The 13238-nt window shown below is 49.0% G+C and carries 12 protein-coding genes; 1 reads left to right on the plus strand and 11 read right to left on the minus strand.

Annotated elements, in window-relative coordinates:
• Positions 1-150: 150 nt before the first annotated feature.
• From FH749_14625 to FH749_14660, 8 genes are all read right to left on the minus strand, one after another.
• Positions 151-480, minus strand: coding sequence for a PadR family transcriptional regulator (locus FH749_14625; protein MTI96683.1), 330 nt, complete (start codon positions 478-480; stop codon positions 151-153).
• 123 nt (positions 481-603) lie between these two features.
• Positions 604-1782: a M20 family metallopeptidase gene (locus FH749_14630; protein MTI96684.1), complete on the minus strand. Its 1179-nt coding sequence runs from the start codon at positions 1780-1782 to the stop codon at positions 604-606.
• A 218-nt stretch (positions 1783-2000) separates the two neighbouring features.
• Positions 2001-4094 carry a hypothetical protein gene (locus FH749_14635; GenBank protein ID MTI96685.1) on the minus strand — a complete coding sequence of 698 codons (2094 nt, stop codon included), beginning with the start codon at positions 4092-4094 and terminating at the stop codon, positions 2001-2003.
• A gap of 5 nt (positions 4095-4099) precedes the next feature.
• Positions 4100-5623 (minus strand): hypothetical protein, encoded by a 1524-nt coding sequence (locus FH749_14640; GenBank protein ID MTI96686.1) that lies wholly within the window; start codon positions 5621-5623, stop codon positions 4100-4102.
• Positions 5624-5848: 225 nt separating this feature from the next.
• A complete protein-coding gene (locus tag FH749_14645; protein ID MTI96687.1) occupies positions 5849-6802 on the minus strand; it encodes a hypothetical protein in 954 nt (317 codons plus the stop codon).
• A complete protein-coding gene (locus FH749_14650; GenBank protein MTI96688.1) occupies positions 6799-7737 on the minus strand; it encodes a serine hydrolase in 939 nt (312 codons plus the stop codon). The genes FH749_14645 and FH749_14650 overlap by 4 nt, the downstream gene beginning before the upstream one ends.
• A gap of 69 nt (positions 7738-7806) precedes the next feature.
• Entirely contained in the window at positions 7807-8109 is a 303-nt protein-coding gene (locus tag FH749_14655) for a hypothetical protein (GenBank protein MTI96689.1), read from the minus strand.
• A gap of 81 nt (positions 8110-8190) precedes the next feature.
• A complete protein-coding gene (locus tag FH749_14660) occupies positions 8191-9147 on the minus strand; it encodes an alpha/beta hydrolase (GenBank protein MTI96690.1) in 957 nt (318 codons plus the stop codon).
• Between the two features lie 158 nt (positions 9148-9305).
• Here FH749_14660 and FH749_14665 point away from each other — a divergent pair, with 158 nt between their 5' ends.
• Positions 9306-10379, plus strand: coding sequence for a 4Fe-4S dicluster domain-containing protein (locus FH749_14665; GenBank protein MTI96691.1), 1074 nt, complete (start codon positions 9306-9308; stop codon positions 10377-10379).
• A gap of 92 nt (positions 10380-10471) precedes the next feature.
• Here the strand turns inward: FH749_14665 and FH749_14670 are convergent, their stop codons facing one another.
• From FH749_14670 to FH749_14680, 3 genes are all read right to left on the minus strand, one after another.
• Positions 10472-11476, minus strand: a complete 1005-nt coding sequence (locus tag FH749_14670) for a hypothetical protein (protein ID MTI96692.1) — start codon at positions 11474-11476, stop codon at positions 10472-10474.
• 142 nt (positions 11477-11618) lie between these two features.
• Positions 11619-12656 carry a PTS fructose transporter subunit IIC gene (locus tag FH749_14675; GenBank protein MTI96693.1) on the minus strand — a complete coding sequence of 346 codons (1038 nt, stop codon included), beginning with the start codon at positions 12654-12656 and terminating at the stop codon, positions 11619-11621.
• 18 nt (positions 12657-12674) lie between these two features.
• Positions 12675-12992, minus strand: coding sequence for a PTS sugar transporter subunit IIC (locus FH749_14680; protein ID MTI96694.1), 318 nt, complete (start codon positions 12990-12992; stop codon positions 12675-12677).
• Positions 12993-13238 lie beyond the last annotated feature (246 nt).

Below are 13238 nucleotides of genomic sequence, written 5' to 3' on the forward strand. Positions count from 1 at the left end.
CATGAGCAGGGCTAGACTAAATCAGGAGCACATTAGGGAGCTTTATGGCCAATTTATTGCTGACTTACCTAGTTACTTCAGGAGGTCAGCAGGGTTTTGGGTGTGCGAAACTTGAGATCAATGTTTAAAAAGCCCCAGAACACCCACTTCTTAGCCCTCATCTTTACCCCTCCCTTTTAAAAGCTCGTCTCCATCTGCTATCAGCAGCTTAAGCCGCTGATATTCTTGATTGAGAATTGCCCAACCCTTGCCCGACAACTCGTAAATCTTTCTGCGGTCCTCTTCAGCAACCGGCAGGATAATACCTTCGTCTTCGAAGCGGGCTAAAAGATTATACAGTGTCCCGGCGCCAATCTTGACCCGCCCCCCGGTCTGACGTTCAACCTGCTGCATTATCCCATAGCCGTGGTGGGGCGTTGTCAAGGTCAGTAAAATGTAGTACATCGGTTCTGTGAGGGTTTTTAACTGTTCTCTGGCCATAACACACCGCCTATATCGATACTTGATATATCTACTATCAATATAGCACTGGGGGGAATTGTAAGTCAAGTTAAAAAAGGCAGCCTATTTAGCTGCCTTTGAGAACAAAGACTTTCTTCCTCTTTAGGTGGTAGTGAACTCTTTTTTTACTTCGCTCAGCAAATTACTGTCGGTCAGCAGATCGTAACCGGTGAGGGCCAGGGCCTTGGCCCCCTGGAGCAGTCGCTCCTTGGCAATGTCGGTCACGGTAAGGTCGGCAAACTCCTTGGAGTGTGCATTGACGCCGGGAGCACCCAAACCGATAACGGGATGGATTGCCGGAACCACATGGCTAACATCCCCCATATCTAACGAACCGGAACCATCCTTGGGCTTTTCAATCTCTTGAATGCCCAGTTCCTTCAGGTTTCTAGTGAAGGCCTGGGACAGCGTCTGGTTTGTCCGTAGGTTGTCATAGCTGGCCTCATAATTGCTGATATTAAGTGCCGCCCCGGTCATCAACTCTGCGCCCCGGGCAACGTTCTTTACCTTCTCCACAACCTCGTTTAGATATTCTCTTTTGGGTGCACGGACATAGAACTGGGCCACAGCCCGGTCGGGAACGATGTTTGCGGCCTCACCGCCCTCTTTGATGATACCGTGTATTCTCACTGTAGATTTCAGATGCTCCCGGAGCGCATTGATGCCATTAAAGGTGAGAATAACCGCGTCTAAAGCATTTATCCCCTTTTCCGGCTCCCCTGCCGCATGGCTGGACTTCCCTGTAAACTCAAACTGGAGGGCATCTATTGCCTGGGATGTCCCGCTCTCATAGGACTTGTTGGCCGAGGGGTGAAGCATCATTGCCGCATCAATATCGTCAAAAATGCCCGCTTTTACCATATCCACCTTGCCCCCGTTGGTCTCCTCCGCAGGGGTGCCAAGCACAACCACCTTGCCGCCTACAGTATCCAGGACGCTCTTTAAGCCGATACCCGCCGCAGCGCCCATGGTGCCAATCATGTTGTGCCCACAGCCATGACCGACTCCTGGCAGGGCGTCATATTCACAGAGAAAAGCCACTGTCGGTCCCGGTTTACCGCTGTCATATACGGCCCGGAAAGCGGTTGTCCTGTCGGCAACCCCGGTTTCCAGCGTGAAATCAAAATCCTGGAGCAAACGCGTAAGCTTTTCCACCGCCTGAAATTCTTCATCGCCCAATTCAGGGTTGTCATACATAAACTGATTGATGTCATACAGACGTTGCTTAAGTCCTTCAATGGTCTTGCAAATAGTTTGTTTCAAAAGTCCCGCTCCTTCCATCAACTGTATATACCCACTATATCACGACCGCTCGAAACTGGACACAGGGACAGGTCCCTTGTCCGCTTTTTTATCGTTCCCAGAGGCGACAAAGACTTGTTGTCCATCAAGCAATATAAGTCAAAAAGCAAAACGCCTGCACCTCTTTCCTAGGATAGTGCAGGCGTTTATAGGTTGGCGGTTCAACTTTCCGGAAAGGGACCTATCCCCTTGTCCGTTTATTCTGGTTTGTAGCGGGGGATGTCGAACCGTAGGTTGTAGATGTTGACAACATCATAGTGACGGGTGATGAAGCTTGTTTGCTTCCTGGCCCAACCGACATCGGTTGCATACTGATGGCTCCCGGGGCTGCCGGGATTCCAGCGCATTTTGTACAGGGTATCCTGTCGGTATGACGAGTGGTTTACATAGTTGTTTGATGCAAACACCGCCCCGCCAGCTATTGCCAGTTCGGGAGTAAACCAGCCCTCGTTATAGGCGCGTCGGGCCCCAAGGTAATTGGGATTTGAGTCATGGGCGCCAATGCCAAACATGTTATAAACGGTTTCGCCGTTATACTCTTGACCGTTGGCCAATACGCTATTTCCGTTACCAGTTTCGTGGAGGGCCAGAGATACCAGGAATATTTCATTTATATTGTTCTCCTGAGCCGCTTGGTAAAAGGCCTCCTCAGTCCCGTGCAATATTCCCTTTTCATTGAGGATAAGCGCCAAATCGTTAACCGTAGCGCCGGACGGACCGGAAAGGGATAGGAACTGGAACATCGTGGAGTTGAAATCTTCGGCAACTAAATCGGTGAACAGACCGGAAACCCAGCCAGTCACATCTCCCCTGGTAATCTTGAACCAATAGCCCTCTGTGCCAGCAGCAGTGCCTTCTAAACCCTTCGCCCTATCCTCCACCGTAAAAATCTCGTCGACTTGTGCCTGACCCAGGTTCGCTGAATCTGTGGTCGGGTTTTCCCTGATCCTTAGCGGACCGCTCGCAATAATAACTTCAGCGACATGCTCCTCCACCAAGTCTTCAAGAATGAAATTATCTGGGTCTACGTAATGTCGTACTTCGTCGCTGGTGGCGTTTTGCCAACCACCCCCAGAAGATATCTGGGGCTTTGCGCTGACACCCATCTGGGTATTTACCATCTGTTGAATAGAATAATCGTAGTCTGTATAAGAAATTACCACGTAGGATGTGAGCACAGACGCCACTTCCGAGTTGAAAGTGTTTCTGAGCGAATCCACGGAACCAAATGGACGGGAAGCAAACAGCGTGGACAGAACTGATTCGTTCCTGCTGCTGATAATCAGATTATAGGCATCAACTTCCAAACCGGCGGCCTTGCCGTCGGCAAGCAGGACTTGTTCAAGTTCTGCCAGATCATCCGCGGCGTTAACATCTCCGAGAATCCGTTCCGCGGATGAGATCGCTTTGTCCACCTCTTCCGTAAAGACCGAGTTCAGGGCCCCGGTGTCGGCAAACCCATCACCCCGGCGCTCCAAAACAGCTGAAACGACAGAGTTCTTGCCTGTACTCGTGAGAGTATTATAGTTACTTAAACTCAAACCTAACAGACTTGCATTATCCTCCAGCAGAGAGCGCAGAGTTGAAGCTTCTTTAACAGAATTTATTTCGTGTAGGACCACTTTAGTCGGGTTATCGACAAGGGCTTTCACCTCTTCATCAAAAACCGACTTCAGGGCATTGGCGCTGGAGAAACCGTCGCCCCGCCGCTCAAGAATTTTAGTTACTGCCAAGGTCTTGCCATATGAACTCAATTTGTTGTAATTACTTAAGCTGAGTCCCAAGACATTGGAGTTGCTCTCTAAAATACTACGCAAATCAGAAGCGGTGTCAGCAGCATTAACCTCTGCCAGGGCAAGCTCCACTGGAGGGACTATTATTTTTTCAGTGAACTTGAGTTTGCCGTTTTCGACAGTGACAACATTTACCTTGTCCACATCGGCAATTTTCGCATTGGGTCCGGAGGTATACGCGTTAAGGTCGAAGCTACCGGACGAAAAGACGAACGCGCGAACCGCCTCGTGATAATCCACGTACCCGTTAACATCATCCAGAAGATATTTTGTCTCACCCTTGAGATATTCGGAATATAAAGGTTGGGGATTAGATGAGCTACTGAAAACAAAGGCCCTTACCAGCTCATCATAATCATACTCATACAGCTTGCTTGCTCCGCCCTGGGTGACGTAGCCAATAACTTTTGCCTCAGCGGTGTAGGGAAGCAGAATAACAGTAAATGCAAGTAACACAGCCAGTCCCTTAAGTACCAGCGTTCTTAATGACTGTTTCATCGATTTTACCGCCTCGTTACTATGATTTTGTTATTCCGCACACCAGCATCAACAATGTCCCAGAACATTTGTTGTCCCCCCATTGAGTCGAAGGTTAATTCCCCGTGGCCCTGCAGTTCTACTTTATATTTGTTGGGGTCATTGTTATGAAGGATTACTGCAACTGTAGAAGTTAATTGATCCATATTCTTTCTATCAATGTTCTTTATCGGGTCTACATTTACTGTGAAGGTCCTGGTCCGCGGATTATACCCGCTCCTGGTCGCCCGCACAGTAATCGTCGCTGTCCCCTGCCTGTTTCCGGTGACAGTAATTGTGTTGCCCGACAATGATACACTGGCAATATTGTTGTTACTGCTGGACACAGTCACATTAGCTCCGGACGTGGCTGAGACATTAACAGTCCGTGTCTGGCCGAAATCATTTATATTGACATTGCTGAAGGTGTTTAGCGACACCGTCGGAGTTGAAGGTTCAGGCTCCGGTTCTTCCTCTGCCTCTGCCCGATATTCCTCACCATGTATCAAGGCTACCAGATCTTCAGCGATTTCAATAGCTTCGGGGCTCTGACGAATTTCCACACCGGAATGATTGATTGCAACAAATTTAATCTTACCGGTGCCAGTAACTCCAGTCCGCCCGTTAAGCTCCATGCTCTTAACCACTGTGTCCGCTGCCAGATCGATACTGCTGGCCGAATCCAGCTTTGGCACCAGGAGTTTTTCGATACTGCCGGCCTTTAGCTCCAGAAAGATTCCCGCGACCTGCAAAGTCACCTCGCCCAGAGAGCCCTTAACTTTGACCAGACCAGGGGCCTCCACCGTTAGCGTGTCTACAGCACCTTCCCCCGTCAAGGTCATCTCGGCTTCTAGAGACATCTTCTCTACAGCAACGTCCTTGCTCAGCTCCAACTGAGCACTGGCAGCAGTGGACTTTAGATTTACAGTCGCAACGCTTCCCTTAACCAACTTGACATCGGCATCCATTGCAATTATGTCAAGACGGTTGAAATCGCCAAGGAGCAGGACTTTTTTATCGGTGCTAACCTGCACATCCCTGAAACCATGGGCTCCTTCGTCTATGCCGTCTTCCTGCAATGTCGCTTCTGTCCCCACCTCAACATAACCGACATTAGTCGCGCCCTGGGCAGTCAGCGTCATGGCGCCTTCGCTTTGCTGCAAAGTTACGCTGGGCAGTGAGGAATCGACCATCAGCAAAGTAAACTCGCCGCCGGCGATAATTACCTCACCCTGCACTTCGACCTTGTCCAATGTAATCGTGCCTTCCTGAATGCTGGCACTCAGATAGAGGTTGCCGGTAATAAGGGTGTTTTGCAGAGTCACATCAGCAGTGTTGATGGTGACATCATCATCGATAAGTTCCATGGTCGGAGGGCCGTATGTACCCGGGTCGCGAATGTCTTTGACCGCTTCGGCAATATCACCCCTGTAATTCTGGATCATTGCCCCGCCTAAAACAAGATTAACTGCGATTGAGAGAGCTAGTAGTACTGAAACGAGTATTTTCATTAATTGCCACCACCCTTATGTAAAGCATTATAGTGCATGATTCGACAAGAACCGGGGAATTTCCTTCGTTAAAACCATAAACCTAACTGGAAAAACTTCCATATAGTGAGGGAGTTAATAGCACACAATTAGAGACCACAGACTGGTAAATCTCTGTCCGTGGTCTCTGTTTACAGGCGCAGGGCAATCATAATTACAGCTTTTGGTGCCACAGTCCAGGAACTGCTAAGCGAGCAGGGTTAGGAATTGCCAGTTGGCCAGCAGGCCGGCGAAGGCAAGCATAGTAAAAATAGTCGTTAACGTCCAGAATTTTTGACCCCGGGTCAGTCTGCTCCGTCGCCATTGAAGAATTGTTGCAAGGATAAGGACAGCAGCCAAAACAAACAGGGGGTAATTAATCAAAACGTGAATCCGCACCTGGGCGAATGAACGGTAATTATCGATTAGCATGCGGGCAATCAGCAGCGCATTGTTCGCCAACACTGCAGTGCCGGTCAGGGTTAACAGCCCCATATATCGCCGCCAGTAAAAGGTATCATATGAAGTCCTGCGTTTGCTCCGCAACTTCTTAATCAGCAAAATCACAGGCGAAACACTGAAGTAAAGTACGCTGAAGCCTGCAATCAAGATACTGGCCATTAACCACGGCCTGGTGCGCCCTGGGGGTAGAGGAAGCAGATCTCCGGACATGCGCTGGACCCGACCATCGACCACTTCAAAATAGACCATGTCAAAAATGTAGTTTAATAACCCTTCCGCCTCGTCACGTTCAAAAACATAGGGGCGTGTCTGGACTAAAGTAGCAGACTGTCCACCCATACTCAGTTCAATCACATTATCATCCACCGCCCGGACATCCACCAGAGACAAGTAACTGTATAGCTCCAGGAAGCTGTTGTGCATCCGGCGGGCACTGACAAAGCTACCTTCTACTTCACTGGCAGAGGGAAGATTGCCAGGGCTGCTTGGCGCGGGCTGATTTCGTTTCCCGACCAGCGCCTGGGTCAGGCCAAGGCTTATCTCGGACTCTCCGGCGCTGTTTGTTAGAATCACTACACCGAAGTTTTCTTCAGGAACGATGTTTACCTGGGCAGAAAAGGCGGCCGTGTTGCCACCATGTCCCAGGGTATAATGTTCACTGCCATCCCATTCGATAAAGCCGTGGGCAAAGCCTGTCAATCCCGGGCCCAGTGGATGGGTTGGCTGAGCATCTCATCAAGAGTGGAACGCTTGGTAAATAACGGGCCGGCCTCCCCATCAGCAGGCAGCAGTGCCAGGTCAAAGCGGGCCAAGTCCTCTGCGGTGCCGGTGACCGAACCAGCCGGGTAGGGGACCACGTAACTCCAGGGGCCAGGAGAAAAGCCATCTCTTCCGGGGAAATATGCCGTTGCCTTACTGTCCAAAAGCTCAGGTTTATCAGCAAGGGTAATGTGGGCAGAGGTAGTTTCCATTCCCAGAGGCACAAACACAGAATCCATCAGATACTCATAAAAGTCTTGCCCGAGAAAACCTTCAGCAATATATGCAGCAAGTGCAACTGCATAGTTAGAATATGCCGCTACAGTGCCCGGCTCATAGACCTGTTCAGGCTGAAACTCCTGAAGTGCCCTTTCCAATGCGGGCAGGGAATCGGAAACAGTAAGAATTACATCGAAAAGATAGTCTTCAAAGCCGGCGGTATGGTTCATGATGTTGAGCATTGTAATCGGCGTGTCGCTATTCAGCTTTTTCAGGAAACCCGCAGGTAGGTACTCCCTGATATCAGTTTCTAAATCGATTTGTCCTTGTTCCACCAACTGCATAATCGTCGTATAGACGAACAACTTGCTAACAGAACCATATTCAAATACCGTATTTGCCGGGTCCACCTTGATTTCATTGTCTATATCGGCATAGCCGTAGCCCTTGGATAGTACGATTTCGCCATCCTTGACCAGCACAACAGCTGCACCGGGAGTCGATTGCCCGATATGTGCTTCTACAAACTGGTCTACAAAACTCTCCACCTCCGCCAACGGTATCCCGGAGGGAGTTGTCCCCGAACCTGCCAACACTACCGGAGAGGAAGCAATAAGTAATATGAGAACCAAAAACGCCATTACGTTCAGTTTCATTAACACACCCCCTTTTAAAATAGTAAATACCAAAGCACACCATACTAAATATGTTTAAGGAAAGAAACTCTAGCTGTTCATTACCAAATTCTTTATTTGCTGTTTCAGTTTCGCGACCGTTTCCGCCTCGTGGACCTCCATCTCCCTTAACTTACGAATTACACCCAGGACTTCTCTCTGAACTCGGGAGACACTTTCCCGGGAATTATTGATTTTCGACTGCATTATCCAGTCGAAAATCAGTAGTTTAACAACCTTTGCCTCCAATTCATCCCGCCCCTGAAGCAATTCTTTTCGCATCGCTTCAATTTTGTGGAGTCGAAACACATCCTGACGGGCTGCATCTAGCTGCTGATTAATATCTGTGTACATAATTCAACCCCCTGCATTTAACATCCGTGTTTAACAAACACAACTCACTGTCCGGTCGACCTAATCGCGCTGTTTTGCTGCTTATTTCATGGAACTTGCCGGCACCATACTGTTCATAAAGAGCTTAATTTCTTCGGTGACCAGATCTGGTTTCAGCACCGGAAACATGTGATCCGTGCCTGGCAATATCTTATGGACGCTATTGGTTGATAAGCTTGCCAGATGCTTATGATTAGCCACTAATTTTTGATAATTTTTTGCCTTTGTCCGGGCATGTTCAGCTGTCAAAACCAATAGAGGCATATCGCCCAACTGCTTGTCCAGGTCTGTGTCCTTGTAATATTCCTTCAGCTCGTGCAAACTGTTGCGAGTGCAAATCTTGTTATAGAACATCTCTAGATTAGTCTTCATTATGTCTTCCGGATAGTGGCCCGTTTCTGCGACGTCCTTAAACGGATCAAAAGCCTTTAACCGCACCAGTAGCCTCAAGATTCCAGCGGTCCGCAAGAATGCCAGGAAGTAAAAAACCATTGCATTCATGAAGTAATAAATCGGTTTCTTTTCCAAGTGCGCCGAGTCCAAAAGCACGACACCCGCCACTTGTTCGGGGTAACGCTGGGCACACTGGAACACCTCAACTGCCCCCAGTGAGTGGCCGATTAATACATAGGGGCCCTTCTCCCCCGATTTGTCCAACAGCTCCATCAACTCACTGTTGATTTGTTCAAAAGTCCGGGGTGTGTTGGTAGATTCGCTCCAACCATAGCCAAACCGGTCATAGAGCACGACCCGGGTGGTTTGGGCGAGCTGGCAAAAAGTCCTATAGTACATACCCAAACTGAAGCTGCCAGCGCCACAACTGAAGACTAAAGTTGGCTCTCCCTCACCCTGGCCATAAATATGCATTTTACTTTCGTCGATAGTTAGCATTTTGCCAGGCGAAGGGTTTTTCTTTTCCTCACGCTTCCGTAACAGATGATGAATCACGGTGCTTGTTAGTAACAGCACCAGCAGAACCAAAACGATAGTCGGCCACATAATCTCTCCCCTTCCCCAGCAGTATATTTTTACTTATCTGCAAACAAAGCCATTTTCCCCGCCCCAAGGGAGGCAAATAGTTTGCTTAAATACAACAAAACCTGCCCTTACTCGGTAAAAGATATGTATGATATCATGTAAGCATAACATCGCAGAGGATGTGGACCATGAGACGCATTGATGAACGGGATATCATATTCTCGAGAATGAACTATCGTAAAGGCAGCCCGGAATATACGGACTATTACAAACGAAACCCAGAGAAACAGAGCATTGATGAAGAGTTCAGAGCAATGCCAGATATGGGTGGCAAAGGGACCGCCACCTATGACCCGCTTATATCACCGCTGGTTAACGCCTGCTTTGAGTTCCTCGGGGATATAAAGCATCTTTCTGAAAAAACCGCCAAGACATCGGCAACGGATGGAAAAATTGATTCTCGGTCAATGACGGCAAGGATTAAAGGGATTGCGCAGTTTTTCCGGGCTGACCTGGTGGGGATCACACGAATGCACAAAACCTATTATTACTCCCACCGGGGTAGAGAACCTCAAACCTATGGCGAGGAAATCGATAATTTCCACAAATACGGTATTGTCTTTGCCCTAGAAATGGACAAATCCATGATCTTCAGGGCCCCACAATTACCCGAAGCAATAACAGTGTCTAAAGGCTATATTGATGCAGCGGTAATTGGTATGGTCCTGGCCTACTACATCCGGGAATTGGGGTTCGAGGCAAGAAATCATATGGACGGCAATTATCTGGTTGTGGCGCCACTATTGGCGCGCGATGCCGGCTTAGGGGAAATTGGCCGCAACGGGCTCCTAATCACCCCGCAGTTTGGTCCCCGTGTCCGGCTAGGAGTTGTAACCACCAATCTACCATTAGATACAGATAGACCTACGGATTTTGGTATTGCCCAATTTTGCAGAGACTGTGAGAAATGCGTAAAAACCTGCCCCGGAAAAGCTATACCTTCCGGGCCTCCCGGGGAAATTGATGGTGCAAAACGCTGGAAAATCAATGCGGAAGAATGCTATCGCAAGTGGCGCGCCCTGGGCACCGACTGTGGTATTTGCCTGGCAGCCTGTCCATTTAGTGACGATATTCCAAAATCTCTAGTTGATCAAATTAAGGATTCAGAAACTGCCCGTAAAGAAATCCTTGTGCGCCACAACCGCAAACACGGAATCCGGCCTTATATCAAAGAAAAGCCCCCGTGGCTGTAGCCAATACATTTGTCCACAACACACTCTATGTCGCTTCATTATACCATGATAAGCTCTGAAAATAATAAGCTCGTTTTTGCTGGCAACTTAGCTCATTTTCCGGTCGAGACCTCTTCCCACCAGGTTTCAGCCGGAATTTTTGTGTTATACATTAGCGAACCACCAATTTGCGGGGTAGCGATATTGACATGGTTTTCCCTGGCCGCATTACGGGCACGTTGGATCGGTTCGTTCCAACTATGGAGGGAGATGCTAAACACTCCCCAGTGGATTGGCAGCATTATTTCTCCACGCAGGTCGATATGGGCCTGGACCGATTCTTCAGGCAACATGTGCATATCTGCCCAGCTCTCGTTATACTGGCCGCATTCCATTAAAGTTACTGCGAAGGGGCCGAATTGCTCGCCAATTTCCTTAAAGGTATCTGAGTAGCCGCCATCCCCACTGAAGTAGAGCCGGTGCTCCTGGCCGGCAATCACCCAAGACGCCCACAGGGTATTGTTGCGTTTCAGACCGCGGCCGGAGAAATGTCGGGCTGGAGTGGCAATAAAACTTACACCTGCCTGACTCCTGGACTCACCCCACCAATCAAGTTCGTGGATCTTTTCCCGCGGCACCCCCCAAGCACGTAAATGATTGCCCACTCCCAGGGGCACAAAGAACTCTTTCACCCGTGGATGAAGCGTTTTTATCGTTGCCTTATCCAGATGATCATAGTGATCATGAGAGATCACTACAGCGTCAATTGTCGGTAGTGCATCCAACTCCAACGGCAGCTCCCTGTTAAACCGTACCGGGCCAAGAAATGATACCGGCGAAGCCCGGTGACTAAACATCGGATCTGTTAGAATCAAGGAGCGGTCCAACTGAATTAGCACTGTGGAATGCCCCAGCCATGTAATCAGTAATTTCTTTTCCAATTTATTAATAACCTTAAGCTTTGTCTGCTCCGGAGGAGTGACGGGAACTCGCTCTGCCTTGCCGAACAAAAACTCCTTTAAGAGCGGAATACCGCCGCCGGCAGGTCGGGCAAAGTGCGACGGGACTAGGTTTTGAAACCGCCCCTGCTTGTAGTTTGACGAACTTAACTGGCCCATGGTCAAATCTCCTTTGTTGGTATATGGCAATAGATTACCAGATTTCTGGGCCGATATGCAAAACCGAGGCTCGCAAAGGCAAAATTAACGGCGAAGCCCGAAGAGAGCTTCGCCGTTAGCGATATGGGGGTATTTAAGCCACTTAAGCAGGTTGTTCTTCGTCCTTGACCAGGAACCCGATCATCAGTGTGGAAACCAGGGTTCCCACTGCAAAGCAAAGGATATAAAGCGGAATATTGCTGGTCAACGGGACGGTGAAGATACCACCTATGGGTGCTGTTATGGTGAGGCCAAACAAGGAGGCCAGGGCCCCAGCTACAGCAGCACCGGTAATGATGGACGGTAGAACTTGTTTTGGTTTGGCGATGACAAAGGGGATTGCCCCTTCGGCTATATAGCTGGCACCCATGATATAGGCGGCCTTGCCAGCTTCCTTAAGATTGCGGTTAAACTTTTTCGGAAACAGAGTTGTAGCAAGGGCACAACTGGAGCTGATAGTCATACCACTGACTGCTGCTGCGCCCATCACCACTGAAGGGACAGCAGAGCCGTCAGCTGCGGTAAGCGAGGCCACTGAGAACAGATAGGCAGTTTTGTTGATTGGACCACCCATATCCACTGCCAACATACCGCCAATGACTGCGCCCAGAAGCACCGAGTTAACGCCGCTGAGACTTTCCAACCAGCCAGTCAGACCGAGGTTGATCGGCTGAACGACCGCGTTGATGGCAATCATCACACCAGCAGTCAGGCCCAACCCGATTACCGGATAAATAATCAAGGTTTTAGCGCCTTCAAATGTTCTTGGCAATTTCGAAGTAAGATTTTTCAAAGCGAGAATGATATAACCAGCTACAAGGCCACCAATTATTGCGCCAATAAATCCAGATTCTGCCGTGTGCGCCAGCATACCGGCAACCATGCCCGGCAGGATGCCGGGCCGGTCGGCAACGGAATAGGCAATATACGCGGCTAGTATCGGAAGCATCAAGGAAAAGGCAATGCTACCGGTATCCAAAAGCCAGGCAGAAAATGCGTTTGTGGCACCAAATGTCGGTAGATCGGCATTGGGTGCATCAAACAGGAAAGCAAAGGATATCATCATCCCGCCTGCGACGACAAACGGCAGGAAGTAGGAAACACCCGTCATGATGTGGTTATAAAGTTTTGGTTTTCTCATCTTTCTTCCCCCTCAATTTTAGTAAGTCTCCAACTCACCAGCTTCAACTTTCTGGATAATTTTCGCTGCATGCTTAATTGCTTCCCCCACGGAAACTTCTAACATCGGCTTGCCGCGAAACCGCTCTTTGTCAACGGTTGTATCCGCTGCTATGATCACAGCTGTTGCCTCAGCGATATCCGTTTCGGTCAATCTATTTTCTACCCCGCCGGCGCCATTGGTCTCAATTTTTACTTCATAACCCAGTTGCTTCGCCGCCTGCTCCAGACTTTCTGTAGCAAGATAAGTGTGGGCAATTCCCGCCGGGCAAGCTGCTACGCCAATAATTTTTTTCATACATCCACCTCCTCCCTGAAACTAGATTAGGGTGCAGTTTAGATTTTTGATTATTTTAACTCAAGTTTCGCACACCCAAAACCCTGCTGACCTCCTGAAGTAACTAGGTAAGTCAGCATTAAATTGGCCATAAAGCTCCCTAATGTGCTCCTGATTTAGTCTAGCCCTGCTCATGACATATACAGCGAATAGGCTGACCAATAATTGAAGAGCAGCAGTGAATGTTATGTCTTGCAGCTCATCGCA

This window comes from Bacillota bacterium (assembly GCA_009711825.1).
Taxonomy (GTDB): domain Bacteria; phylum Bacillota; class Proteinivoracia; order UBA4975; family VEMY01; genus VEMY01.

Coding starts and splice junctions, on each gene's coding strand:
- FH749_14625 (MTI96683.1), bottom strand. CDS start 480: ATGGCCAGAGAACAGTTAAAAACCCTCACAGAACCGATGTACTACATT.
- FH749_14630 (MTI96684.1), bottom strand. CDS start 1,782: ATGGAAGGAGCGGGACTTTTGAAACAAACTATTTGCAAGACCATTGAA.
- FH749_14635 (MTI96685.1), bottom strand. CDS start 4,094: ATGAAACAGTCATTAAGAACGCTGGTACTTAAGGGACTGGCTGTGTTA.
- FH749_14640 (MTI96686.1), bottom strand. CDS start 5,623: ATGAAAATACTCGTTTCAGTACTACTAGCTCTCTCAATCGCAGTTAAT.
- FH749_14650 (MTI96688.1), bottom strand. CDS start 7,737: ATGAAACTGAACGTAATGGCGTTTTTGGTTCTCATATTACTTATTGCT.
- FH749_14655 (MTI96689.1), bottom strand. CDS start 8,109: ATGTACACAGATATTAATCAGCAGCTAGATGCAGCCCGTCAGGATGTG.
- FH749_14660 (MTI96690.1), bottom strand. CDS start 9,147: ATGTGGCCGACTATCGTTTTGGTTCTGCTGGTGCTGTTACTAACAAGC.
- FH749_14665 (MTI96691.1), top strand. CDS start 9,306: ATGTGGACCATGAGACGCATTGATGAACGGGATATCATATTCTCGAGA.
- FH749_14670 (MTI96692.1), bottom strand. CDS start 11,476: ATGGGCCAGTTAAGTTCGTCAAACTACAAGCAGGGGCGGTTTCAAAAC.
- FH749_14675 (MTI96693.1), bottom strand. CDS start 12,656: ATGAGAAAACCAAAACTTTATAACCACATCATGACGGGTGTTTCCTAC.
- FH749_14680 (MTI96694.1), bottom strand. CDS start 12,992: ATGAAAAAAATTATTGGCGTAGCAGCTTGCCCGGCGGGAATTGCCCAC.